Annotated in this window: 22 protein-coding genes; 15 read left to right on the forward strand and 7 right to left on the reverse strand. The window is 39.3% G+C overall.

The window, feature by feature from the left end; translation table 11 throughout:
• Positions 1–8 precede the first annotated feature (8 nt).
• From HCJ30_RS02970 to HCJ30_RS02980, 3 genes are all read left to right on the forward strand, one after another.
• The gene (locus tag HCJ30_RS02970; protein WP_185390917.1) at positions 9–857 is read left to right on the forward strand and encodes a hypothetical protein; all 849 of its coding nucleotides are present in this window, start codon (positions 9–11) and stop codon (positions 855–857) included.
• Positions 858–968: 111 nt separating this feature from the next.
• Positions 969–1,526, forward strand: a complete 558-nt coding sequence (locus tag HCJ30_RS02975; RefSeq protein WP_185390918.1) for a GNAT family N-acetyltransferase — start codon at positions 969–971, stop codon at positions 1,524–1,526.
• Positions 1,527–1,542: 16 nt separating this feature from the next.
• Positions 1,543–2,205 (forward strand): EGFR-like transmembrane domain-containing protein, encoded by a 663-nt coding sequence (locus HCJ30_RS02980; protein WP_185390919.1) that lies wholly within the window; start codon positions 1,543–1,545, stop codon positions 2,203–2,205.
• Between the two features lie 16 nt (positions 2,206–2,221).
• Here the strand turns inward: HCJ30_RS02980 and HCJ30_RS02985 are convergent, their stop codons facing one another.
• Positions 2,222–2,611 (reverse strand): MerR family transcriptional regulator, encoded by a 390-nt coding sequence (locus HCJ30_RS02985; protein ID WP_185390920.1) that lies wholly within the window; start codon positions 2,609–2,611, stop codon positions 2,222–2,224.
• 120 nt (positions 2,612–2,731) lie between these two features.
• Here HCJ30_RS02985 and HCJ30_RS02990 point away from each other — a divergent pair, with 120 nt between their 5' ends.
• From HCJ30_RS02990 to nifJ, 5 genes are all read left to right on the forward strand, one after another.
• On the forward strand, positions 2,732–3,556 hold the full coding sequence (locus HCJ30_RS02990) for an aldo/keto reductase (protein ID WP_185390921.1): 825 nt from the start codon (positions 2,732–2,734) through the stop codon (positions 3,554–3,556).
• Between the two features lie 77 nt (positions 3,557–3,633).
• The gene (locus tag HCJ30_RS02995) at positions 3,634–4,602 is read left to right on the forward strand and encodes a winged helix DNA-binding domain-containing protein (protein ID WP_185390922.1); all 969 of its coding nucleotides are present in this window, start codon (positions 3,634–3,636) and stop codon (positions 4,600–4,602) included.
• A gap of 40 nt (positions 4,603–4,642) precedes the next feature.
• Positions 4,643–5,923 (forward strand): hydroxymethylglutaryl-CoA reductase, degradative, encoded by a 1,281-nt coding sequence (locus tag HCJ30_RS03000; RefSeq protein WP_185390923.1) that lies wholly within the window; start codon positions 4,643–4,645, stop codon positions 5,921–5,923.
• Positions 5,924–6,121: 198 nt separating this feature from the next.
• Positions 6,122–7,756, forward strand: a complete 1,635-nt coding sequence (locus HCJ30_RS03005; protein WP_061665218.1) for a Na/Pi cotransporter family protein — start codon at positions 6,122–6,124, stop codon at positions 7,754–7,756.
• A gap of 156 nt (positions 7,757–7,912) precedes the next feature.
• A complete protein-coding gene (nifJ, locus tag HCJ30_RS03010) occupies positions 7,913–11,563 on the forward strand; it encodes a pyruvate:ferredoxin (flavodoxin) oxidoreductase (RefSeq protein ID WP_185390924.1) in 3,651 nt (1,216 codons plus the stop codon).
• Positions 11,564–11,810: 247 nt separating this feature from the next.
• Here the strand turns inward: nifJ and HCJ30_RS03015 are convergent, their stop codons facing one another.
• Both HCJ30_RS03015 and HCJ30_RS03020 read right to left on the reverse strand, forming a co-directional pair.
• Positions 11,811–13,772: a fructose-1,6-bisphosphatase gene (locus HCJ30_RS03015; RefSeq protein ID WP_185390925.1), complete on the reverse strand. Its 1,962-nt coding sequence runs from the start codon at positions 13,770–13,772 to the stop codon at positions 11,811–11,813.
• A gap of 114 nt (positions 13,773–13,886) precedes the next feature.
• Complete coding sequence (locus HCJ30_RS03020) at positions 13,887–14,798, reverse strand: AEC family transporter (protein WP_185390926.1); 912 nt, start codon at positions 14,796–14,798, stop codon at positions 13,887–13,889.
• Positions 14,799–15,462: 664 nt separating this feature from the next.
• Here HCJ30_RS03020 and HCJ30_RS03025 point away from each other — a divergent pair.
• The 4 genes from HCJ30_RS03025 (at position 15,463) to HCJ30_RS03040 (ending at position 19,003) form a co-directional block, all read left to right on the forward strand.
• Positions 15,463–15,741: a transposase gene (locus HCJ30_RS03025; RefSeq protein WP_185390927.1), complete on the forward strand. Its 279-nt coding sequence runs from the start codon at positions 15,463–15,465 to the stop codon at positions 15,739–15,741.
• Positions 15,742–15,932: 191 nt separating this feature from the next.
• The gene (locus HCJ30_RS03030) at positions 15,933–16,823 is read left to right on the forward strand and encodes an Rgg/GadR/MutR family transcriptional regulator (protein ID WP_185390928.1); all 891 of its coding nucleotides are present in this window, start codon (positions 15,933–15,935) and stop codon (positions 16,821–16,823) included.
• A gap of 469 nt (positions 16,824–17,292) precedes the next feature.
• Positions 17,293–17,979 (forward strand): diguanylate phosphodiesterase, encoded by a 687-nt coding sequence (locus tag HCJ30_RS03035; RefSeq protein WP_376698958.1) that lies wholly within the window; start codon positions 17,293–17,295, stop codon positions 17,977–17,979.
• Between the two features lie 22 nt (positions 17,980–18,001).
• Positions 18,002–19,003 carry a MucBP domain-containing protein gene (locus HCJ30_RS03040; protein ID WP_185390929.1) on the forward strand — a complete coding sequence of 334 codons (1,002 nt, stop codon included), beginning with the start codon at positions 18,002–18,004 and terminating at the stop codon, positions 19,001–19,003.
• Positions 19,004–19,038: 35 nt separating this feature from the next.
• Here HCJ30_RS03040 and psiE read toward each other — a convergent pair whose 3' ends face one another.
• A complete protein-coding gene (gene psiE, locus HCJ30_RS03045; protein ID WP_008947234.1) occupies positions 19,039–19,452 on the reverse strand; it encodes a phosphate-starvation-inducible protein PsiE in 414 nt (137 codons plus the stop codon).
• Between the two features lie 88 nt (positions 19,453–19,540).
• On the opposite strand from psiE, the gene HCJ30_RS03050 reads away from it, so the two are divergent.
• Positions 19,541–21,262: an ABC transporter ATP-binding protein gene (locus HCJ30_RS03050; RefSeq protein WP_185391577.1), complete on the forward strand. Its 1,722-nt coding sequence runs from the start codon at positions 19,541–19,543 to the stop codon at positions 21,260–21,262.
• Between the two features lie 30 nt (positions 21,263–21,292).
• Here the strand turns inward: HCJ30_RS03050 and HCJ30_RS03055 are convergent, their stop codons facing one another.
• Both HCJ30_RS03055 and HCJ30_RS03060 read right to left on the reverse strand, forming a co-directional pair.
• On the reverse strand, positions 21,293–22,513 hold the full coding sequence (locus HCJ30_RS03055) for an MFS transporter (RefSeq protein ID WP_185390930.1): 1,221 nt from the start codon (positions 22,511–22,513) through the stop codon (positions 21,293–21,295).
• A 120-nt stretch (positions 22,514–22,633) separates the two neighbouring features.
• Positions 22,634–23,104 carry a MarR family transcriptional regulator gene (locus HCJ30_RS03060; RefSeq protein WP_185390931.1) on the reverse strand — a complete coding sequence of 157 codons (471 nt, stop codon included), beginning with the start codon at positions 23,102–23,104 and terminating at the stop codon, positions 22,634–22,636.
• Between the two features lie 201 nt (positions 23,105–23,305).
• Here HCJ30_RS03060 and HCJ30_RS03065 point away from each other — a divergent pair, with 201 nt between their 5' ends.
• Positions 23,306–25,954 carry a calcium-transporting ATPase gene (locus tag HCJ30_RS03065; RefSeq protein WP_185390932.1) on the forward strand — a complete coding sequence of 883 codons (2,649 nt, stop codon included), beginning with the start codon at positions 23,306–23,308 and terminating at the stop codon, positions 25,952–25,954.
• A gap of 112 nt (positions 25,955–26,066) precedes the next feature.
• Positions 26,067–26,435 carry an Imm8 family immunity protein gene (locus HCJ30_RS03070; RefSeq protein ID WP_185390933.1) on the forward strand — a complete coding sequence of 123 codons (369 nt, stop codon included), beginning with the start codon at positions 26,067–26,069 and terminating at the stop codon, positions 26,433–26,435.
• A 13-nt stretch (positions 26,436–26,448) separates the two neighbouring features.
• Here HCJ30_RS03070 and HCJ30_RS03075 read toward each other — a convergent pair whose 3' ends face one another.
• Complete coding sequence (locus tag HCJ30_RS03075) at positions 26,449–26,706, reverse strand: DUF1294 domain-containing protein (RefSeq protein WP_003729458.1); 258 nt, start codon at positions 26,704–26,706, stop codon at positions 26,449–26,451.
• Between the last annotated feature and the right edge of the window lie 48 nt (positions 26,707–26,754).

Raw genomic sequence — 26,754 nt, forward strand, 5'->3', positions numbered from 1 at the left:
GCGACTAAATGAATGAGACAGAAAAAGTAGTAGCAGCTTTATTAGAACGCAATTTTGGTAAAAATATCGGCACGCGTTATCCGGGAAATGAGGAAGCGCAAATGCGTGCCGAAGAAGTTATCGAGGAAATTGCGATTGTGATTGCACCATTAGTAGAAAAACTTGGAATCGAAAGTAAAACAGTGAAAAAGACGATTCCCTTTTTATATGAACTTCAAAAAAATCAATTTTGCGATATGAGTGCTTATCCGTATCCGCTTCTGTTAGTTAATGGGACGAGCGCGGACACGGAAAAATATTGGCGTGATTTACCAACATACTGGACGGATGATGCGAATAAAATCGTGCTTCCGTATGTGTTGGACCATATTAAAAATAATAAAGTTCGTCAAAAATTACTCGCTTTCCACGCATGGCTGTTAGGCGAAGTAGTAGAAATGAACGAAGAACTTGGTGCCGCTTTTCGCGTGAAATTAGTGTTTGAGTCGGATATGCGGATTCGTTTGCGAATTTATGAAGTAGAACAAATTGCAATCGAAGTGCATTTCTTGGACAATCACGATACAGAACAACAACATTTAGGCTATGATGTGAGTTTGGATACGGAGCTGGTAGATAATGCGAGACTGCTCTTGCGCCAAGGGATTTTAACAGAAAATCTCGGTTTAGAAGCGTTGAAAGCTTATATTCACTCTGTTTTACCAATTGCCCATAGCGTAAAAACATTAGAAAATTTGACCGAAGAAGAAGCGAAAAAACTCACCAAATTACTCACTAAAGAAGAACCAAAAATCATGGAAGATACAGATTTATCAAGTAAAGCAGTAGATTTCTTGCAAACAGTAGCACAAAATTAAGAATAAAATGCTATTTGGAGGAAATGGATCCTAAATAGCATTTTATTTTTGCAAGAGTGATGGAAAGAATAGTAAAATGATACAATGAAAAGAGAAATGAGGATGTAAAAATTGATTCGACAAGCCAAAAAATCAGATGCGCCGAAAATTGCGCCACTTTTACTAGTAATATGGAAAGATATGGAATTGCCCATTTTAGAAGTAGAAACGGAAGAAGCGATTACGAATGCGCTAATTGAAGCGATTCAGACCGAGGACTATCGTTATAGTTACAGACATCTGCACGTGTTTGAACAAGACGGCGATATTGCGGGTGTTTTAGCGGGGTATCCTGGGGAAATCGAGTCAGAAATCGACCAACCTTGGAATGCAATCGCGAAAAAACACGGCATTACTTACGAGGAACCAATTTTTGCGGATAAAGAAACGTTTCCGGGCGAATGGTATTTAGATTCGATTGTTACAAACGAAAAATACCGCGGACACGGTGTTGGAACGGCTTTGCTTGCTAAACTAACAGAAATTGCCGCAGAGGATGGCGAAAAAGTAGTTGGGTTAAATTGTGACAAAGGAAATCCACATGCCAAACGTTTATATGAGCGCCTAGGATTTCATGTGACCGGGGAAATTACCCTTAGCGGCCACGAATACGAACATATGCAAAAATAAGAAATGAGGCAAGCCGATGAAAAAGATAATTTTCACAGTGATACTTAGTTTGGTTTTAGTTCTTGCAGGGTGCGCCGATGTGACCAATACAGTAAAAGTTGATAAAAAGGGCGAGGCGACTATTTCCTTTGATGTCGATATTTCAACTGTGGCGGGAATTTTCGCGTCAAGCTATTCCGATGAAATGGTAGCAAAACTGCAAGAAGCCGGCTTTACAGTCGATAAAAAATCAAACACGAGCTATCATATCGAAAAGAAACTAGATAAGAATGACACGATGAACAGCGATATGAAACCAGAAGACTTTGGTGTGAAAATTACGAATACAAAAAGTTTCTTCACGCAAAAAATCAAAGTAGATGCGGATATCGATATCGAAAAAATTTGGAAAAAAGAAGTGGCGGATGTCGCTTTTCCGAAAGATATTTTAAGCCAAGTCAATTATACGTTTGTTTTGGATTTACCGATTTCAACGATTGGTGATAACAATGCCAAAAGTGTTGATGGCGGGAAGCTGACTTGGGATGTTCCACTTGATAAGAAATCAGAACTGTATTTTGAGGTCACTGTACCAAATGTGAAAAATATTGCGATTGTTGGTGGGATTTTACTTGTAGCAATCATTGGTTTGCTTATTTATCTTATTAGAAGACACCGCAAAAAGAAAAAACAACTATAAAAAAAGTGTGGATCAGTTAGCTAAGCTGGTCCACACTTTTATTTACTTCTTGTTCTAATTCTTCATAGCAAGCTAATTTTTTCTCGATTTTTTGAAACGCGCGGTCGAGTTCCGCTTGTCGACGATACATATCTGCTTGATGTTCTTTGAGGACAGCGATGCGTTCAGGGACAGTTTCATCACCGCATTTAGTTAGTTCGACAATTTCTTTTTGTTTCGCAAGTGGCATACCAGTGACGCGCAAACACGTAAGTAATTCCAGCCAGTGCAAAGCATCGTTATCAAAAATCCGGTTATTATTTTTATCACGCGCCAGAAAAGGAATCAAACCTTCCCGTTCATAGTAGCGAATCGTATGGGCACTCAAACCCGTATGCGCGGAAGCTTCTTTGATTGTTTGTTGCACTAAAATCACCTCTTTTTTTCTTAATAATAGCACCTCGAAAATCGAAAAGCCAAATGTTTGCCTTTGAGTATACTCTAAGGTGTATAGTAAACGTGTTATTACTTTTAGGAGGCGGATAAATTGAACTTAAAAGATACAGTAAAACTTGCAAATGGTGTAGAAATGCCCCGTTTAGGATTTGGCGTATGGAAAGTGCAAGACGGTGACGAAGCAGTAAACTCTGTTAAATGGGCAATCGAAGCTGGATACATTAGCATTGATACAGCTGCTGCTTACAAAAATGAAGAAGGCGTTGGTCAAGCCATCAAAGAGTCTGGCATCGCAAGAGAAGACTTATTCGTAACAACGAAACTGTGGAATGCAGAGCAAGGTTACGAATCCACTTTGGCAGCTTTTGATGAAAGTTTGCGTAAATTAGAGCTTGATTATGTCGATTTATATTTGATTCACTGGCCAGTTAAAGGCAAATTCAAAGACACTTGGCGCGCTTTTGAAAAATTATATAAAGACAAACGCGTTCGCGCAATCGGCGTATGTAACTTCCACGAACATCACCTAAAAGAATTAATGGAAGACGCGGAAATTGCTCCAATGGTAAATCAAATCGAATTACATCCGCAACTAACACAAGAACCATTACGCAAATTCTGTGCAGACAATAATATCGTTGTAGAAGCTTGGTCGCCGCTCGGTAACGGTAAACTGCTTTCTAATCCAGAAATCAAAGCCATTGCAGATACACACGGTAAATCAGTTGCACAAGTTATTCTTCGCTGGGACTTACAAATCGGCGTAGTTACTATTCCAAAATCAGTCCACCAAGAACGTATTATCCAAAATGCCGATATTTTCGACTTCGAATTAACTGAAGAAGAAGTGGCAAAAATCAGCAGCTTGAACAAAGATGAAAGAACTGGCCCAGATCCAGACAACTTTAATTTCTAATATAAAAAAATCCCTTCCAGTTTATCGAATTGGAGGGGATTTTTATGCTACAATAAACTAAAAAAAGAGGTTAACTGATGGACGCAAAAACAATAATTGAAAACCGCTTTATAAATCAAAAATTAGGAGCATCATCGTGGTGCGATTCCCCAGAAAAAATTGTCTATCATTTTGGTGCCATGCAATCGCAAAATTACGGACAGTCGCTTTGGGCTGTTGGAAGTAGAATGACGTCGCCTAGTGAGCTAGCTGTGAAAGAGGCAATTGATAATGGCGAAATTATCCGATCATGGCTATTGCGCGGAACTATTCATCTTTTTTCAGCCAAAGATTATCACTGGATGATGGATTTAATTGCGCCTACGATAGATAAAATATGTAAACCATATCGGGCGAAGTTAGGTTTAACCGACGAAGTACTCGAGAAGGCTACCGAAGTCGTTACGGCATTTGTTGCGGAACAAGCGAGTACTAGAAAAGATTTAGCGGCACATTTAGCGACATTAGATTTACCAAGCGCCGGAATTCCTTTTGCCCAGCTGTTAGTTTATTTAAGCTCGCGAAAAGTCATTTGTTCAGGTCCAGATGAATCTTTTAGAAATACGAAACATATTCCAGCCGATACGCATCATTTCACGCGCGAAGAAGCAATAAAAGAACTAGCGAAACGGTACATCCAAAGCCACGCACCAGCAACGTTAAAAGATTTTTGTTTTTGGTCGGGGTTAAATGTGACGGATGCTAAAATAGGATTAGCAGATATGCCTAAATGCGGCGATTATTACATAACAACATTGGTTGAAAATAGCGATATGCCAGGTACTATTCCGCTCGCTGGTTTTGATGAATGGATTATTGGCTACCGCGACCGTTCAGTTGTATTACCGGAAATTTGGCACGATGAAATTATTACGAAAAACGGTATTTTCAGACCGGCGATCATTACAGATGGAGAAGTAGTCGGGAAATGGGAAAAACCGAAAAAAAGTGCTGAATTAGAAGGAGATTACTGGGACCGTTACATCCAGTTTCGAAATATGCTATAGTCAATTAGGTGGATAAATTTTAATTTGAGGTGATTAAGCAATGAATGCTTTTGATAAATTTTATAAAAAAACAGTAGCAGAACGCCATGCCATTTTGGCCGAATATGCGGACTTAAATGAAGAAGAACAAGCATTTTTAGCTTCTACAGGGGCGCTTTCTTTCGATAAAGCGAATCATATGATTGAAAACACAATTGGTATTTATTCGCTGCCGCTTGGTTTAGGGATGAATATGCTCTTAAATGGCAAATCCTACGTTGTTCCAATGGCGATGGAAGAACCATCCGTTGTAGCCGCACAAAGCGCTGGAGCCAAACTTATTGCGCAAAATGGCGGGATAACAGGTAGTGCAACGAAGCGGAAAATGATTGGGCAAATAGAGTTGATTTCCGTTCCTGATATCCAAAGTGCTAAAGAAAACGTCATCGCGAATCAAGAGAAGCTCATCGCTATCGCAAACCAAGCCCATCCGTCTTTACAAAAGCGTGGTGGTGGGGCGGTTGAGCTTCAAGTTAGAACAGCGCAAACTGCTAGCGATGAAACATTATTTATCGTTCATTTACTCGTAGATACCCAAGAAGCAATGGGCGCCAATATGGTCAATACTATGGTTGAAACGTTAGCGCCAGAATTAGAAGCGTTAACTGCTGGGAAAGCCAATATGCGCATTTTATCCAATTTAGTAGATGAAGCGACCGCGACTGCGATTTGTCGTATAAACCCAGCAAGCTTAGCGACCAAAACTCAGAGCGGCGAATGGGTGCGTGACCGAATCATTGCGGCGTATGAATTTGCCGATGCCGACATTTACCGAGCTGCAACCCACAATAAAGGAATTATGAATGGCATTGATGCAGTAATTATGGCGTTTGGAAATGATTGGCGTGCGGTAGAAGCAGCAAGCCACGCATATGCCGCCCGCTCAGGAAGCTATAAACCGATGACTAAGTGGTCCAAAGATGCGGAAGGATACTTAGTTGGCGAATTGACTTTACCGATGCCAGTGGCCTTTGTAGGTGGTTCCATTGGTATCCATCCAATTGCGACACTGTCGAAAAAAATTGCTCGCGTCGAATCTGCAAAAGAATTAGCAATGTTAGTATGCGCCGTTGGTTTAACTCAAAATCTAGCTGCTTTAAAAGCACTCGTAACAGAAGGAATTCAACGTGGTCATATGTCGTTACAAGCCAAATCGCTTGCCATGACAGCTGGTGCAGAAGCGGATGAAATCGAAAAAGTAGCGACATTTTTACAAGAAAGCAAGCAATTGAATGTCGTTGCCGCAAAAGAATTTATTGCCAAATTACGCAGTGAAAAATAAAGTGGTTTGTTAAGCCCGTCTTTACAAAAACTTAACAATACATTCGGAACGTGATAAAGCCTTTAGTATCAACAACTTTCAGAGATTTACTTGGATTTCCCTTTACAAAATAAAAAAAAGTTATTTACGTTGCTTTTACTTTCTTTTATGATGAAAAAAGAGTGAAATTACAAGATTACAAACAAAAAGGAGATTTTCATGGGAGACATAAATATTCAGCAGATGATTTTTCAATTTATCGGAGGACTTGGAATTTTTCTTTTCGGTATAAAATATATGGGAGACGGACTGCAAATGGCAGCCGGCGACAGACTCCGCGATATTTTAGATAAGTATACAACGAATCCTTTTATGGGTGTACTTGCCGGAATTTTAGTTACCGTATTAATTCAAAGTAGCTCTGGTACGACTGTTTTGACGGTCGGATTAGTAAGTGCCGGATTTATGACGTTAAAACAGGCAATTGGTGTTATCATGGGGGCGAACATCGGAACAACCGTTACCGCCTTTATTATTGGGATTAAGCTATCCGAATACTCTTTACCAATAATTGCTGTTGGTGCAGTACTTTTATTCTTCTTTAAAAATCATAAAGTGAAAAATATCGGCCAAGTATTCTTTGGTTTTGGTGCATTGTTTTATGGTTTAGATTTGATGGGGCAAGGGATGAAACCTCTTGCTGGAATGGAATCTTTCCACGAATTAACTGCTCAAATGAGTACGAATCCGTTCTTAGGTTTGTTAATCGGAACGATCTTCACGGCGGTTGTGCAGTCTTCTAGTGCGACCATCGGGATTTTACAAGAACTATACGGCCAAGGTGCGATTGATCTTCAAGCAGCCTTACCGGTTCTATTTGGGGACAACATTGGTACAACTATCACAGCTGTTCTTGCGGCAATTGGTGCGAGTGTTGCAGCGAAACGTGCAGCAGCGACACACGTTATCTTTAACTTAGTCGGCGCCGTCATTTTCATGCTAATACTGCCACTATTTACGTCACTGGTTTCCTACTTACAAGGACTGTTTGGATTGAATCCAGAAATGACGATTGCCGTCGCACACGGAACGTTTAACGTAACAAATACCTTTATCCAATTCTGGTTCATCGGTGCGTTTGCTTGGCTTGTAACAAAACTTATTCCAGGCGACGACTCACGAATTGATTATAAAACAAAACATTTAGATACGAACTTAATCGATCAATCACCAGGTATTGCACTTGAAATGGCTCGCGAAGAAACACTTCGTATGGCTGATTACGCAAAATTTGGTTTACAAGAAGCAAGACAATATTTGGTTAACCGGGAATCGAAACACGCGGAGTCCACTATTCAAGTAGAAGAAGCCGTGAACAATTTAGACCGAAAAATCACTGAGTATTTGACGAAAATTTCATCTGTTGCTTTAACAAACAACGAAACAGAAGAACACGCGCTGATGCTTGATACCGTTCGCGATATCGAACGCGTTGGTGATCACATGGAAAATATCGTCGAAAACATTGATCAACTAATTAAAAATAAAGCAAAAATGTCCGAAGAAGCTTCCGAGCAATTAATCGAAATGTTTGAACTGACAACAGCGAATTTCGAACGTGCAGTAAAAGCAATGCATAAAAAAGATCGCTCGCTTGCAGAAGAAACTATTTTAGTAGAAAAAGATATCGACAAAGCAGAACGTCGACTACGTAAAAGTCATATCCGCCGTCTAAATGAAGGCAAATGCCAAGTCGTTAGCGGGATTTTATACATCGATATCGTTAGTGATTTAGAGCGAATCGGCGACCATGCAAACAACATCGCAGAGTCTGTTTTAGAATTAAATGAATAAAAGTAAAAAGAAACTAGCTTAATTTTCCAGCTAGTTTCTTTTTTTTTGTTAAAAATCTACACTTTTACTAGTCCTTGTGAAGCATTGAGTATAAACGGATAGTGGTGTAAAATAAGAATGGTTATAAAACTAGAATGACTGGAAGTGTTGAGTCTTATGCGAAATAGAAAAACAATGGATGGAAACACAGCCGCAGCTTATATTTCTTATGCATTTACGGAAGTTGCAGCTATCTATCCGATTACCCCTTCCTCCACCATGGCTGAACTCGTGGACGAATGGTCATCAAAAAACAAGAAAAATTTATTTAATGAACCTGTAAAAGTAGTAGAAATGCAGTCAGAAGCAGGGGCAGCAGGAACCGTTCACGGATCACTTCAAGCAGGCGCGCTAACAAGTACATACACAGCGAGCCAAGGTTTACTTTTAATGATTCCGAATATGTACAAAATTGCTGGTGAACTATTACCAACTGTTTTCCACGTTTCTGCAAGAACGATTTCGGCGGCATCGCTGAATATTTTTGGCGATCATAGTGACGTCATGGCAGCGCGCCAAACTGGCTTTGCGATGTTAGCAGAAGGTTCCGTTCAAGAAGTAATGGACTTGTCTGCCGTTGCTCATCTGGCCTCCCTAAAAGGAAGTTTGCCATTTTTAAACTTCTTTGACGGTTTCCGGACGAGCCATGAATTGCAAAAAATCGAAGTGCTCGAATATGATGAATTAGAAAATTTACTCGACAAAGAGGCGTTGCAACAATTTAGAAATCGTGCAATGACGCCAAACAACCCTAAAACATTAGGTTCGAACCAAAATCCAGATATCTTTTTCCAACAAAGAGAAACTGTGAACCGCTATTACGAGGAAATTCCTAGCATTGTTCAAAATTACATGCAAGAAATTAATCAGCTGCGTGGTACAGATTATGACTTGGTAAATTATTACGGTGCAGAAGATGCGACTGATGTTATTGTGGCGATGGGCTCCGTAACCCCAGTCATTGAGCAAGTGATTGATTACTTAACGGCGCAAGGCAAAAAAGTCGGCTTGCTGAATATTCGCTTATATCGTCCTTTCCCAGCCGAAAACTTTTTAGCGAAACTACCGAGAACAGTAGAACGTGTGGCTGTTTTAGACCGGACGAAAGAACCTGGATCTGGCGGCGAACCACTTTTACTCGATGTGCAAAGTGTGCTGTATGATAGTGAAACGCGTCCACTAGTGATTGGCGGTAGATATGGCTTAGGTTCAAAAGATGTTACACCAGACCAGATTCTCGGTGTTTATTCGCACCTAATGACCGAAAAACCAAAACCGCGCTTTACGATTGGGATTACGGATGATATTACGAATTTATCAATCGAAAATGCAGGACCAAGCGACCTAACTTCGGAAAAAACGTTCCAATGCAAATTCTGGGGCTTCGGTTCGGATGGAACAGTTGGCGCAAATAAAGCCGCAATCAAAATTATTGGCGATAACACTGATTTATACGCGCAAGGTTACTTTTCCTACGACTCGAAAAAATCAGGCGGGCTAACCGTTTCACATTTACGCTTCGGTGAAAAACGGATTCGTTCCGCTTACCTAATTCAACAAGCAGATTTTGTTTCCTGCTCCACCTCGGCCTATTTACGTTCGTATGATTTATTAAAAGGCTTAAAACCGGGCGGAACATTCTTGCTTAATACGATTTGGGAAGGCGAGCAGTTAGAACGTCATTTACCAGCTGCCATGCGTGAATATATCGCGAAAAACAATATCCAATTTTATACATTAAACGCAATGAGAATTGCTGGAGAAGCAGGGCTTGGTAGAAGAATTAATACCGTCATGCAAACCGCCTTTTTCCAAGTGACCGACATTTTACCGTTCGAAAAAGCATTGGCTGACTTAAAAGAATCGGCTATCGCAACTTACGGGAAAAAAGATATGGCAGTTGCGGAGAAAAATATTCTCGCGATGGACCAAACAGTCGCCAATTTGCATAAAGTGGAAGTTCCTGATAGCTGGGCGAATCCAGTTGTCACAGCTGAAACAAACGCAACTACTGAAAAGCCAGCTTACGTCCAAAATATTCTGGAACCAGTGAACCGTTTAGAAGGGGACAATCTAACTGTTGGCGATTTAATTTCTAATGGCATGGTTAGTGGCGCATATCCTCCGGGAACAGCAGCTTACGAAAAACGTGGGATTGCCCTCGAAGTCCCTGAATGGATTTCGGAAAACTGTACGATGTGTAATGAATGTGCCTTTGTTTGTCCACATGCAGCAATTCGTCCTATTTTAACGGATGAGGAAGAAATGGAATCTGCTCCAGAAGGCTTTATGACACGTGAAATGCGCGGAAAAGACGGTCTTCGTTATCGTATCCAAGTGTCTCCAATGGATTGCACGGGCTGTAATTTATGTGCGGAAACGTGCCCAGCGAAAGAAAAAGCGCTTGTAATGAAACCTTTTGAAGAAGTTGCTGCCAAAGAAAATCCGAATTGGTCATTTGCAATTAATGTCAAACCGAAGAAAAATCCCGGCAAGAAAAATACGGTTCCCGGTAGTCAATTTGAACAACCGTTACTTGAGTTCTCCGGAGCATGTGCGGGTTGTGGTGAAACACCTTATGTTAAATTATTAACGCAAATGTTCGGCGACCGAATGATGATTGCCAATGCGACTGGCTGTTCCTCGATTTGGGGCGCATCAGCACCAGCAACACCGTATACTGTCAATGACAAAGGACATGGCCCGGCTTGGGGAAATTCACTTTTAGAAGACAATGCGGAATATGGTTACGGTATGTATTTAGCGAACCAAACGATGCGCAAAGCTTTAAACAATAAAGTGACACAAGTCCTTGCAGAAGAATCCATCTCAGCGACTTTACGTGAAGCGTTGGTCGATTGGCAAACGCAAATGGATGTTTCAGAAGATACGCGCGAACGAGCAGAAGCTTTACAACTTGCACTGCTTAGTGAAATGGGAGGCAATCCAGCGCTCGAATCGATTTATAACGACCGCGAATTATTTATTAAACGTTCACAGTGGATGCTGGGCGGGGATGGCTGGGCTTATGACATCGGCTTCGGAGGAATTGACCACGTGTTAGCATCAGGTGAAGACGTAAACATTTTTGTAATGGATAATGAAGTTTACTCGAACACCGGCGGACAGTCATCGAAAGCTACACCAACCGCAGCAATTGCCAAATTTGCTTCAGGCGGAAAATCTGTCGGCAAAAAAGATCTCGGTATTATGGCGATGAGTTATGGAAATATCTATGTAGCTCAAATTGCGATGGGAGCGAATAAACGCCAAACCTTAAAAGCGATTGAAGAAGCGGAAGCGTATCCGGGACCATCATTAATTATTGCTTATACACCATGTATTAATCACGGTATATCAAGTGGTATGAAAACGATGCTAAGTGAAACGCAAAAAGCAGTAGAATGCGGCTACTGGAGCTTGTATCGTTACAATCCAGCACTAGAAGAAAAAGGCAAAAATCCAATGACGATGGATTACAAAAAAGTTGATTTTGATCAATTTGAAGATTTCCTTAAACGCGAAACACGTTATTCAGCGTTATATAAAGCCAATCCGGAAGTAGCAACCAAGCTATCCGAGAAAACCCGTTTAGATGCAGAGAAACGCTTTAAACGCTATGCTACAATGGCAGGGCTTGATTTAGAAAAAATATTAAAGAAAAAAGAAGTCACAGAAGAAGTGGCAAAAGCGCCGGTTGATGATGAACGAGCAGCGAGAAAAGCTGCGCGGGAAGCGAGAAGATTAGCGCGCGAACAAGGTAAATAAAAAGAAGGTCCAGACAACTCTGGACCTTCTTTTTTGCTTTTGATCTGTGGGAATCAGAAGCGATGTGGGAATGAATAGATATTCTCTTATGAATGTTATTAAGAAATAACTACTATTTAAATATAACTTTTTTTCGGGGAAGATGCACTAGCTAAATTAAGGCGTCAAGATATAATTGAGTGTTAGTTGTTGCAGCCCAACCTCTTTGACACTTGTGAAAGTTTTATGACAATTCCAAACACTATAATTACCGATTTTCATGAAGCAAACCATTGCGGTAAGCTTCTAGTAGCAATTTTAAATCCCGAGCCTGCTCAGTGAGTTTTGCCCCAATATCCGTGTCCCTAACGCGTTTACGATTGATTTCCATTTCGATGACTTGGCGGGTCGAGAGAATGTCGGTTTCGTTTTTAATCGCATCCTCTTTCGTAGTAAACGGCTGGTGACTTACTAATTGCAATCCATAACTATTAAATAGCAACGTATATCCAGCTAAGCTTGTTTCTTTGTGATAAGCTTTGGCAAATCCACCATCAATCACGAGCATTTTTCCATTAGCTTTAATCGGACTTTCCCCTTTGCCTTCTTTGACAGGAGTATGCCCATTGATAATATGTCCGCATTCACCATCAAGCCCAAATTCTTCCAAAATCTGCTTGCAAATCCGCTCATCATTCCGCAATTTATAGTAAGGATTTTTTTCCTCGGTATGTGTTTCCTTTTCCGCAACAAAGTAACGCTCAAAGGTCGTCATTTCACTTTTGCCAAATAACGAAGAAATAGCGCCAGTCCATAAATACCAAACGATATCACAAGCATATTTTTTCTCTTTCGTTCCTGGAGGGCGGACATATGCTTCACGAGTAAGTATTTCAAATTGCTCCAAAAGTTCTCTGCCAGCATAATTCTCACCGCGTAGTTTCATCTCCATAAAACTCCCATCCTCATGTAGCGGAATGCAGCCATGATAGAGCAAATTGCCATTATAAGTCAAAAACATGCTACCTTTCGAATATAAAAATTGCACGTGTTTTTGCAATCTCCGACAATTTTTAAAAGCAGCGGTAATTTTTTCAATCAGCTCTTTTTCCGCGTTAGTAAGTTTGTATGGATTTTCTGGATCAATCGTCGGGAAATGCGTATCTAGTAGCGTGTAATCTTTGCTTTTTAAATGAATAGTCCCATGTTGATAGTCGATAAAATCCAGCAGTAGGCGATGTTCCATATTAAATTCTTTGCGGCGATGAATGATTTCGCCTTCTAATTTAAACTGGATAATTGAAATAGCTTTGTGCATCCGAGCAATTTGCGTGATTTCCGCGTTGCTATAGTCGATATTGTCTTCATTTTTCGGTTGGAAATACGTACAAGGATCATCTTTATACACTTCATCGGCAAAAAGGGCGAGTGGACGAAGTGAAATGCCATAACTGTCTTCTAAAATATCTAAATTCAAATAGCGAGCGGAGATGCGAATAACGTTAGCGGCACAAACGCGGGAACCACTAGCTGCACCCATCCATAAAATATCATGGTTACCCCACTGGAAATCGAGCGAATGGTAATTCATCAACGTATCCATAATTTTATCTGGATAAGGTCCACGGTCGTAAACATCGCCAACGATATGCAAGTGATCAACAACCAATTGTTGAATAAGCCGGGAGAGGGCGCTAATAAATTCCTCCGCACGACCAAGCGAAATAATATGTTGCAAAATTTCTTCATAGTAAAGCTTTTTATCGTCTTCATTGTAATTTTCATGCAGTAATTCTTCTAATATGTAGGCAAAATCTTCTGGCATCGCTTTTCTCACTTTGGAACGGGTATATTTAGAGGCAACATACTGGCACAACTCAATCAAACGAAAAAGGGTTGTCCGATACCAAGCGTGTAAATCTTCCGTTTCACTAGCAATTAAATCCATCTTTTCCTCGGGATAGTAAATCAATGTACTAAGTGAATTAATCTCCGCATCGTTTAACTCCGCACCAAAAATATCGCGAATTTTCCGTTTCACAACACCAGAACCATTACGCAAAACTTGTTCAAAAGCGCTATATTCCCCGTGTACATCACTTAAAAAATGCTCGGTTCCTTTTGGAAGATTCATAATTGCTTCGAGGTTAATAATTTCTGTAGCAGTATTCGCAATGGTAGGGTATTCTTTTGCTAACAATTGTAAATATTTCATATCAATAGCTTTCACCAGACTATTGCCTCCTTTTTTAATTGGTATAGCTATTATATTTCTTGAAAGCAACTATGGCAAACGTTTTGTTTTGTAATTGGTCTATACAAAAAAGACGAGCCAAAGCCCGCCTTAGAAAACTGGATGTAGAAAATAGAGCACAATAGGTAATGTAATAATGCTTAAAACGGTACTAATAAAAGTGGCGCTAGAAACCAAATCAGGTTTTGTATCAAATTGAACCGCCATCAAAGTGGTATTCGCTGCAGTTGGCATTGCCGCTAGCAAAATCATGATCTGTTTGGTCATTTCATCTACCGGAAGGATTAATGTTAAACCGAAAGCGATAATGGGAGCAATAAGCAATTTTAGCACCAAGGCAATCCCGACTTTCGAAAGCTCAATCCGTCTAAAGGAAATCACCGCTAGTTGCATCCCCAGTACGATCATAATCGTCGGAATCGCCGCATCACCAACAAGTTTCACACAAGTCATTAAGGCAGATGGAAGGGAAACATGTAGTAGTTGAAGGGCGAGCCCAAGCAAAGCCCCATAAGCAATCGGCATCCGAACAACACGTTTCATCACCGTTTTCATGCCATTAGCATCTTTACTTCCTTTAGCAGCAAAATAAATCCCAATCGTGCTCATTGCTAGCTGTTGCAATACCATTAAAACAACTGCAATATCAAGCCCAACAGCCCCAAAAACAAGCAGCACAACAGGTGTTCCATAATTCCCGTTATTCATAAACGCACTAGCCAAAATAAGCGCGCAACGATCTTGCAAGTTGTAGCCAAGCAAAAAACTAATCAAACTGACCAGCAAAATCAAACTCAAGCAAAGCGCAAAGATGTAAATCGCCAAATAAACATAATCCATCGAGAGTGGATTCGTATAAAAAGTATTAAATGCAAGAAACGGCGACATTAAATAAAGCGTAAGTTTAGATAAGTTTGGAATATCAAATTTTAACGTTTTCTGCCCAACAAACCCAATTGCAAAAATTCCAAAAACTGGTAATAAAATAAGTAGAAACTCCATAGCAGCCCTCTTTTCTATGTATATTGTAGCTAATTGTACCACAAAAGAAAAAAAGCTATTCACTAAAACACTTAGGAATGTGCCTGATACCCTTGTTTACGGGGATATTCATCTCATTTGATACAAAACGAGCTCAATAAAAATGTTTTACGATTTATATATTTAAATTAGACTACCTACGCTGAAAGGTGCTATTTTTGGTGTGTTTTTTGATAGAGAATCAAAAAAGAAACCTAGGAAAACGCTTTATTTACAGGGTTTTCGTCAGATATAATGATATGAAAGCTGAGATAGAAGCAGAAAGGAAGATGGCGTTTTAGCCAGTAAAAAAAGCTATTTTAGCCCAAAAAGTGCTAATAAAGTAGTTAAAATAGCTAGAAGTTTCGCCTATGTCACGGAATAGACACGGAAAAGTCATGATTTAGCCATAAAAAAAGATTAAAAGGTCTTTTTTTAGTATTAGAAATAGAGAAAAGTGAATTATAATTATTATGTTAGACAATAAACATTACTGTAACTGAAGTATTAAAAGCACCATTCCCTTATAAAAAACAGTAATGTCTCCCACAAAAAAACTTAATTGATTTCAGTAAAAACAACTAAATACAAACAGTTATCTGAAAACTTTACTTTAGACGAAATACGCACAGGAGAGGAACTGTTCATGCCTACTAAAAAATACACCGAAAAATTTAAAATTAGCCTCGTTTATTTACATTATAAAGGAACATCTAAACAAACATTATGTGATGACTTTGGTGTTTCAATCGCGTCCCTTTCTAGATGGATTAAAGGATACGATCCAACTAGTGTCGATTTAAATGAAGCAGCCAATATCTTACAAATGTACGAACTTAAAAAACAAAAAGCGAAATTAGAAGCAGAAGTAGTAGCACTTACAAAAGCAATCAAGCTTTTCAATTCTGATTTTAATGCCAGTTAATAGCAAAAAAGACTACTCAAACAATAATGAGTAGTCTTTTTTATTGCCAATGTGACATTTTTGTAAGTTTCATTTTAAAAGTAGAAGCGTTAAACTACTAAAGTAAATATGCCAGAATAGCAGTAATCGCTTCTTCCAAGAATTTCAACCTATATTTTCTGAACTGGAATTTGGTGTGGAGGAGGATGAAGATGGTTGCTTACGGGGAATTAATTCGAGAAGTACGGCTCTCTAAAGGCTTAACGCAAAAAGAAGTCTATACCGGAATTATTTCGAAGTCCTACGCAATAGGTTTTGAAAAAGGCAAACATGATATTACATTAGTATTATTTGAAGAAATTTTGAAACGGGTGATGCTCAGCTCGGATGAATTTTTCTTTATGAATAGAGGCTACTCACTGGCGGAAGAAGATAATTTTTGGTACAAATTTGCTAATGCAGCTAATCAAAAAAGTTTGGCGGAATTACAAGTGTTACACAACGAAGTATTGCAGCAAAAAGGCGAAAGAGCGAACCTGAGGAAAGCTATCGTCCACTCAAGAATCGAAGTCCACGAACAATTCCTTTTAAATAATAAATTTGATGTGAGCATCGTTTCCAAAGAAGACAAAGAAGTTATCCAGACCTATTTGTGGAAAGTGCAATCATGGACGCTAGAGGAAATTCGTATTTTTGCGAATTCGGTCGATTATTTTGACGAAGATGTACAAATTTACTTTTTCCAATTAGTCTTGAAATCTATTGAAAAATACAAACATTATGATCGCGGCAAGAAAGTATTTTCGACCCTTTTAACGAATATAACAGAGGAATTAATTGCCCGAAATCAACTTGACTATGCGACGCAATTATTAGAAATATTATACGAGTTATCGTCATCGCATGACTGTGCTTTTTACCGAATTATGCACAAATACTATCAAGGCTTGATTTGGATGAAAAGCGAGCAAATCGAACAAGGTTACAATAAGGCTAAAAGTGCCATAGAAATTCTTGATACGCTTGGCTATGAATCACTTGCGCTACTTTATCAGACATTACTCATGCAGTTTTTAGAGAAAGAGCAGATTCAACTACTATAAATATATCGATTGAATGGGCTATCTTAATAGATTATAATGCAACTAAGAGGACAAAAAAGCAGCTAGTTAAGGAGTTAACAACATGAATGATAGCGCGGTTCAAAATCTAATAAACCACAAGGAAAAAATCTTGTCGTAGGACTAGACTAAAAAAATTTAGCCCCAATTTACCAAAATCCAAAAAGCTATTTGGTTTTGCAACTTTCTCAAGATAATGTCTATTATCAAGAAAGAATATTATTCAAAAACTTATCAAAAATCAATCAGGAAATCTCAAGTCTGTTCGGCACAACGCAAAAACAACAGCAGATTGAATTAGCGATTTTAGATGAAATTTTATATTATCCATCATAAAAACTTCTTAAAAATGATTACTTTTTAAGAAGTTTTATTTTTTTGGTCTTATATATAGGACCTAATGATTTTTACGGCTGGGATGTTGTAATATGTGGAATGTACTAATTTTCACATGTGTGTAATGAAAGGAGTGAATGGCATTTTGACTCAGCAATACCAGCTAGTGCTTCAAGATCAATATGATCCAAGAAGTGGTCAACTAATCAAAAAAGAAATAATCCCCACTAAAAACTTAGTAGAAGAACTCACTTCCTATATGTTATGCATAAAAAATCAAACAGAGTATGGCAATTTTATCAAATGGTATGAACGTGAAATTCGCCAAGTAATGAAAGAGCATCCCGAGCAACACTTTATTATGAAGATTTCTTTTCAACAATTATACTTCCGAGAAACGATGCTCTTATTAGAAAACTTACAAGCGTTTAGCAAACGAATGACGATTGAGTTAGTAGGAGACAGCCGAATAAGTGCTGGTGAAAGAGCGCATTTTTCCATAGATGACAGTGATGCTTTTCTCAAAGGGAGATTGAAAATGCTGAAAAAATGGCATTATTTTATTTCCAAGCATATTGAAACTGGCGCAATGGAACAAACACTTATTTTCACACCTTACATCGATGAATTAAAATACAGTTTGAAAAAAGAGTCAAAACTACTTGATAATCATACAGAATTAACATTTTTTCTATCTTTCTGGAAAAAATGGGCTACGCTTCGGTGTGTTCATTTTGTTGTCATTGTGGATGAAGTGTCCACTGATTTTCCAGAAGATGTAAATATACGCTGTGAAATGTAGAAGAAAATAGGAGGAATTTTCCGTGTTTATAAGTTGTAAAAAATTAATTATAAGTATTTTAGCTGTAATCATTACCGTGAGTTTGGGCAGTGGAGCCTTTTCACCAATCCATGCGCATGCAGATGCGACACTAAATCCAAATGGTTTTACGGTGCTTGTAAAATATCTGGATGAAGCAGGAACGGAAATCGCGCCGTCAGAAACGTTAACGGAGTACTATTATGTATCGGTCGAAAAAAGTATTCCCGGTTACAAATTGACAGAAACACCTAGTAATGCAACCGGTAGAATTACCGACTCAGGTATCGAAGTGCATTATATTTATGAAAGAGCGATTAAAGTGAGCTACGTGGATGAAACAGGGAAAGAGTTGTTACCTACTGTAGAAGTAGCAGATAGCGATGCGGCTGTATTAGAAACTATCCCTGATTATACATTTGTACGAAAAGATGTTAGCGCAGATAGCTCGCAGATTATTTTTCGTTATAAAAAGAACGTTTCTACTATTCCTGATTTTGGAAAACCGAATCAAGTAACGGTTAATTATGTGGATGAAAACAATGTCCAAATTGCGCCATCGTTATATTTGAGTGGACTTTTCAACGATGCCTACCAAGTGCCAATGAAAAAAATCAAAGGTTATACGCTACTAAAATACGATCCAGAAATTCTAGGTGTATTCACAGAAAGCGCACAAACAATCAATATTATTTACCAGAAAGATGCACCTGAACAAACCCCAAGTTTAGAAAATCCGCCAGAGCCAATCATCCCAGCAGAGCCTCAACTAGAAACGCCTAAAGTAGAAATCACAGAAAAACCAAATTCGCCAAAAGAACAAACCGCACCAAAAACGGTGAAAGCTACTAAAGTTAAAGCAGAAAAACAACCAGCCAAAGCAATTTTGCCAAAAACAGGTGATAGCTCGATAGATTTATTAATCACTTGTCTTGGTATTATTATCATCTCTTGTGGAATTTATTTACTCGTGCAACAAACCCAAAAACGCCGTCGTAAAGAATAAACAAAAAAGCAATCCGGTTTTTCCGGATTGCTTTTTTAGCCTTCTCGCTTGAGCATCTTCGTATTCGCTAAAAACAGCGCCGCGACCAGTAGTAAAATCGCCCCTGAAAGTATCAGCGTGGAAGTTGCGCTAGAGTGGTCGACAATAATAAATCGAATAATCGCTGTGATACCAATATATATAAAGTAGCGCAGCGGGAAATGAAAATGAGATTCGAAATATTTAACAATGAGCGCAATAAATTCAAAGTAAAGGAAAAACGTCAAAATATCTTGTGTCATATAATAGTAAGAAACGTCCGTGTCTAAGAAGAAAATATTATTGAATATCGTAAATGCCTCTCTAATTAAAAAAGCAACAAGGGTAAAGCCGACCATAATAAGCGCCAGATTTAAGGTGATTCGTAGCACGATGGGAACAATTGAAGAGATTTTTTCTAATCGTTTCATCAGTTGCCTCCTTTCCAAAAACGATATCGCTTTTTTAGTCATTTTACACTATAATGAGAACCATGACTATTTTTAAGGGGGGATTGTTATTCTAAAACGATTTTTTAGTTATTATAAACCGTATCGGACGCTGTTTATCATTGATTTTGGGTGCGCCGTTTTAGCTGCTATTTTGGAGCTGGCTTTTCCAGTCGCTGTAAACCACGTGATCGATACGTTACTTCCAGGAAAAGATTTTGGGCTGATTATTACTGCGGCACTCGCCTTACTATTCTTTTACATACTTAATACATTTATGCAGTACATTGTCACTTATTTTGGCCATATGCTTGGTCTTAACATAGAAACAGATATGCGCAGAGATCTATTCAGTCATTTGCAAAAACAACCATTTGGTTTTTATGACAATCAGAAAACTGGGAAACTGATGTCGCGAATGACAACCGATTTATTTGAAATTGGTGAAGTAGCGCATCATGGTCCGGAAGATATTTTTATTTCGATTATGTCGCTTTTCGGTGCATTTTTCTTAATGTTAAATATCAATGTGAAATTAGCGATTTCGACATTTATCTTAGTGCCAATTTTGACCGTGTTAATTGTTTATTTCAACAAACGAATGACGAAAGTAACGACCGGGATTTTTAAAGATTTAGGGAATTTTAACGCCGGGGTTGAAAATGCCATCAGCGGGGTGCGCGTCGTTCAAGCATTTGCTAACGAGCCGCATGAAAAAGGACGCTTTGCACTACTCAACCAAGCCTACCGTAAATCAAAATTAATGTTCTACAAAGTGATGGGTCTAAGTTTTTCATTTAACTATTTCTTGATGCGCTTGATTAGCTTATTTGCGCTTTTATTTGGAGCTTACTTCACGATAAATGGCGAAATTTCATACGGAGAATTTGTCGGCTTTATCTTGCTGACAAACGTGTTCATCAGACCAATCGAGAAAATTAACAACGTAATCGAAAGCTATCCAAAAGGTTTCGCGGGCTTTAAACGATTCCTAGAAGTGATGGATACAGAACCAGCCATCCAAGACGAAAAGGATGCCAAACCAGCCGGGGAGTTCCGTGGCGACATCAATTACAACCAAGTATCTTTTGAATATAGTGATGGAAAAAATGTGCTAAATCATATTAACCTTTCTATTAAAGCCGGCGAAACAGTCGCATTTGTCGGGCCGAGTGGTGCTGGGAAAACGACGATTTGTAATTTATTGCCACGTTTTTATGAAGTATCAGATGGTGAAATTACGATTGATGGTGAAAATATTAAACGATTCACTTTACCGTCCTTGCGAGCACAAATCGGCGTTGTGCAACAAGATGTCTTTTTGTTTTCCGGGACAGTTCGCGAAAATATCGCCTACGGAAAATTAGATGCTAGCAAAGAAGAAATTGAGCATGTCGTGAAACTCGCGCATCTTTCCAAAGTAGTAGAAGAAATGCCAGATGGCCTTGATACAATTATTGGCGAACGCGGCGTAAAACTTTCCGGCGGGCAAAAACAACGATTAGCGATTGCGCGAATGTTTTTGAAAAATCCACCCATTTTAATTTTAGATGAGGCCACATCGGCACTGGATACCGAAACCGAACAAGTAATTCAAGCCTCGTTAGAAGAGTTAGCGGAAGGAAGAACAACCTTAATTATCGCACACCGACTGGCGACAATTAAACACGCCGACCGTATTATCGTTGTCAATGAAACGGGCATCGCCGAAACCGGCACGCACGATGAACTTTTAGCAAAAGAAAATGGCGCATATAAACGATTATATGATGCCCAATTTAATACGATTTAATGAAAAGGGGTTCCGCATTGGAATCCCTTTTTAACTTGCCGGGCGAGTTCGTTGATAGAGAACGAAAATTGCTGCAGTTATTAAAATGACACCCATAACGGCAGGGGCAGCGTGACCAAGCGTGATGTAAATTTGCCCGCCGATAATTGGACCGATAATGCGCGCCAACGATTGAATCGCTTGACTACCACCTTGAATTCGACCTTGTTCGCTTGCACTAGCCGATTTGGAAACCATTCCATTGAAAGCAGGACCAAAAATCGAGTCGCCGAATCCGAAAACGAACATGCCGATAATAAGCAGTGGCGCAAGTGTGAAAATCGAGGAAGCCGCAATTAGCGCATAGCCAATAATTTCGGCAATCATTCCCATAATCGCGATTTGTTTATCCGTTAACTTGAGCAGCAGTTTGGGCATAACGAACGCTTGCGAAAGGATATCTTGAATCCCCATAATCGAAAACATCATCCCGATTAAAGCTGGTTTCCAACTAAAACTATCAATCGTAAATTGCGTCATGACAGCTTGCAGTGAACCATTTGGCACCCAAATCAAGAACGCCGCAACGAGCAAACGACTTAAATTTTTTATCGTCAGGATTTGAAGCAACTGAGAAAAAGGGTTGAGCCGTATCAGCGGAATGCGTTTTAACCGATGTTCTGCTTGTAAACTTTCCGGCATGTAAAAATAACCAAACATAAAGTTGAGTAAAGTAATCGCTGCCCCAAAGAAAAAAGGCATCGCATAACCAAAATGAGCGAGCAATCCACCAAAAGCGGGACCAAGCGCAGCGCCCGCACCAGCAGCGGCACTAACCCAACCAAAATATTTCGTCCGTTGCTCTTGCGGCGTAATATCAGCAAAGAAGGCGAACAGCGTACTAATGCTACCGCCAGTAATTCCTTCAATCACCCGACCAAGAAAGAGCATCCACAGCGCCCCACCAAGCCCGAAAATAAAATAACCAATTGCAGAGCCAATAAAACAAATTAGTAAAACCGGACGTCTGCCAAATCGATCACTCAAAGCTCCAAGCCCCGGCGCCGCAAAGAACACACAAAGCGCATAAACTGATGTAAGTAGCGTCACCATCAACGCCTGCTCGCTGGCATTACTCACATAAGGCGCGACTAGAAAAGGGACAACAGGCATAATAATACTAAAGCCCATCCCGCAAAGGAAAACAGATATAAGCCCGAAAAGTAACGTTTTTTTATTAATTAAAGAAGTTGTAGATTTAGATTGAACCATGTAATTCTCCTATCGAATAGTTAATTAGTGTCCTAGGAAACATAAATAGCTTAACTCGTTTTTGTTTCCTTGTCAACAATAAAAAACAACCTCACTTGAAAAGTAAGGCTGTTGCTAATTTTATTCAGATTTGGCATCTAACACTTTCTTCATTTCAGTATCCAAATGTTGGCTATATTTATCAACAAATTTTAAAACTTCCGCATATTGCGCATCCGACACATCTTCAAAAACCACTTTATCACGATCAAGAAATTCTTGATGTAAACTATCATGCACTTGATTAATTTCGTCACCTTTAGCAGTTAAGCGAAAATAGATTTCTTTTTTATTTTCCGGCTTTTGATAGCTTTCGATATAGCCTTTATCCATCAGTTTTTTCGTGATTTTACTAATCGCACTTTTCGTCATATAAAAAGCTTCTGCCAGTTTTGTCACATTAGGATCTTCATTTTTGGCAATATATTCAATGCAGTGGACTTCGGAGGGTTTATATCCTTCCAGCGCCTTTTCCATTTTCACTTTGTTAATCCATGCGAGCTTATTAAATAAATCCCTGACACTTGCCATGACTTGTTCATTTTTATCCATGCCATGTCCTCCTAATCTAGCTATCTGCTTGTAGTATAGACGTTTTTTGTGTCCGGTTCAACTATTTAATAGTTTAGCTCAAATAGTACCTTGAAAGCGCTGTTTGTTAAGAGTGTGTAAATTTCCAGTGTTATCAATATTATTTCCACGTAAAGATTTGTTATACTTAACACATAAATTGATTGGAAGGGGCTGACATGATTGGAGATTTACCGCAAAAGCGCGGCAGAAACATTTACTCAACTAGAAGCGACAGAAAAAGGCTTAACAACTAGTGAGGTAACAAAACGACAAGAAAAATACGGTTTTAACGAACTGAAGAATAAAAAGAAAGATCCTCTTTGGAAACTTTTCCTGGAAACATTTAAAGATCCAATGGTTATTGTGTTAGTCATCGCTGCCTTGGTGCAGTTGGTTTTAGGCGAAGTAGTTGAATCGCTTATTATCTTTTTAGTGCTGATTGTGAACTCGATAATTAGCGTAGTTCAAACGCGAAAAGCAGAAAGTTCGCTCGATGCGTTACGAGAAATGTCTGCACCAGTCGCCAAAGTTATCCGCGATGGTTCGAAGCAAAGTATTCATGCGCGCGAACTTGTTCCGGGTGACGTCGTTATTTTAGATGCAGGTGATTTTGTCCCAGCAGACGGGCGTTTATTCGAAAGTGGCTCCTTGAAAATTGACGAAGGTATGCTTACTGGGGAATCGGAGGCGGTTGAAAAATATATCGACACCATTCCGGATGAAGTAGGGCTTGGCGACCGTGTCAATATGGTTTTCAGTGGTTCCCTTGTTGTTTATGGTCGCGGGATGTTTGTCGTAACAGGCACAGCGAGCGAAACAGAAATCGGTAAAATCGCTGGATTACTTGAAACAGCAGAAGCGAAACAAACGCCGCTACAACGAAAACTAGAATCATTTAGTAAAAAGTTAGGCATTGGTATTTTAGCACTCTGTGTACTTATTTTTGCAGTCGAAGCTGGTCGTGTGTTACTTGGCGACAATTCAGCGGATATGGCAACCGCGATTTTAAATGCCTTTATGTTTGCCGTGGCCGTAGCTGTAGCAGCCATTCCGGAAGCACTTTCTTCTATTGTAACGATTGTACTTGCAGTCGGAACGAACAAAATGGCAAAGCAACACGCGATTATTCGGAAGCTCCCAGCAGTTGAAACTCTAGGCTCCACAAGCGTTATTTGTACAGATAAAACCGGTACACTAACGCAAAATAAAATGACCGTTGTTGATTACTACTTACCAGATGGAACGAAAGAAAACTTCCCAGATAGCCCAGAAAAATGGTCCATTGGGGAGCGCCGTTTGATTCATATTGCGGTACTTTGTAACGACTCGAATATTAATAGCGAAGGTAAAGAACTAGGCGACCCGACCGAAGTGGCGCTGATTGCCTTTAGTAATAAAAATAATCAAGATTACAATGAAATTCGCGAAAAATTCATCCGCGAAGGCGAAATTCCTTTTGATTCAGATCGTAAATTAATGTCAACGCTACACACCTTCAATAACAACAAAGCAATGCTAACAAAAGGTGGCCCAGATGTGATGTTCGCGCGTTGTAGCTACGTGTTCCTTGACGGCGAAGAAAAGCCAATGACAGAAGAAATTTTAACGAAACTAAAAGAAACTAACGAAGAATTTTCCAATCAAGCGCTTCGTGTCTTAGCTTACGGCTACAAACGGATGCCGGCTGATACAACCGAATTAAAACTAGAAGACGAGCAAGATATCGTTCTAGTTGGCTTAACTGCAATGATTGATCCGCCACGTGAAGCCGTTTATGCATCGATTGAAGAGTCGAAAAAAGCGGGGATTCGCACTGTGATGATTACCGGAGACCATAAAACAACGGCGCAAGCAATCGGCCGTGATATTGGTTTAATGGATGCCGACGATATCGCATTAACTGGTCAAGAACTCGACGCAATGCCAGAAGAAGAACTCGACAAAAAACTTGAGCATATCGCTGTCTACGCCCGTGTATCTCCAGAAAATAAAATCCGAATCGTCAAAGCTTGGCAGAAAAAAGGCAAAATCACCGCAATGACTGGTGATGGTGTCAATGATGCGCCCGCCCTAAAACAAGCCGATATCGGCGTCGCAATGGGAAGCGGAACGGACGTTGCTAAAGACTCTGCCGCGATGATTTTAACCGATGACAATTTCGTATCAATTGTGGACGCAGTTGGTGTAGGTAGAACCGTCTTTGATAACATTAAAAAATCAATTTCTTACCTATTTGCAGGAAATTTAGGCGCAATTATCGCGATTTTATTTGCGCTCGTACTCGATTGGATTAACCCATTCACAGCACTACAATTACTATTTATCAACTTAGTCAATGACTCCTTACCAGCAATCGCACTAGGTATGGAAAAAGCAGAACCTGACGTAATGAAACGCAAACCAAGAGATATTAACGAAGGTATTTTTGCCGGTGGAACGATGCGCGCCGTTATTAGCCGCGGTGTCTTAATCGGTATCGCCGTTATCATCTCACAATATATCGGTATGCAAATTTCACCTGAGATGAGTGTCGCAATGGCATTCACTACACTTATCCTAGCTCGTACATTACAAACATTTGCAGCTCGCTCGAACGTCCAAACCGCATTTGGCGCAGGATTCTTCAGCAACAAATACGTTATCGGCGCCGTATTACTTTGTTTCGTCTTATACGGAATCACCGTACTACCAGGAGCTCGCGAAATCTTCTCGATCCCAGCAACATTCGGCTTACATGAATGGTCGATTGCAGCAGGGTTAGCACTCGCGGCAGTTGTGATGATGGAGATTATTAAAGTAATTCAGAATAAATTTTTTAAAGAAGCGTAAAAAAACAGAAATCCCTTTTTAAAATGAGGGATTTCTGTTTTTTAATAATACATTGAGTGCTATATCTATTATATACTGAATATAGATTCTTAAATTAACACGGAGGAGCTAAATGAAAAAGCAACATAATTCAAAGCTTGTTTTATTACAAGAAATTCATTCAACAAAACTAGAAATCCCACTTAAAGATTGGGAATATGCCCCCGGAAAAGAACTTTACTTTGTTGTTGATTTGTTTATTGGAACAAATGATGGCACGAAAAGAGGAAATTATTTTCATGTTCCAGTGGTAACGCCAGCAACTTTATATAAACTTCCAAAAGGGAAACGAAAAGCAATCGTATTGGAATATTATTGTTATGATTTACTTTTGGATAAAATAGAATCCATTTTGGAAATATGTACAAAAGAGAGCTGGGATGATTCTTGTGAAGCTCTGCAAAATTATTTCTTTTGGGAATATGAAAATTACAAAGCTTAAAATCTAATAGAAATCAATACAACCACCAAACCAAAACCCCAACAGTCCAAACCATCGCAAGCGGCACTAAGATCCGAAACTTCGGCTTTTGCGTTTTATGATGAAACAACTGCATCGACATCCAACTACCAAATGCCCCGCCGAGAAATGCGGTGAAAAGTAGTACAGATTCAGGTATCCGGTAAGCGTGTTTAATTGCTTTCCGTTTATCAATAGCGAATAATAGAAAAGAAATAAGCGTTATCGCGATTAAATATATTGTTAAAATCATCCAGAAATCCCCCTTCATTGCTAAAACAAACATTATTGATTAGAATAA

This window comes from Listeria cossartiae subsp. cossartiae, assembly GCF_014224155.1.
Lineage (GTDB): Bacteria > Bacillota > Bacilli > Lactobacillales > Listeriaceae > Listeria > Listeria cossartiae.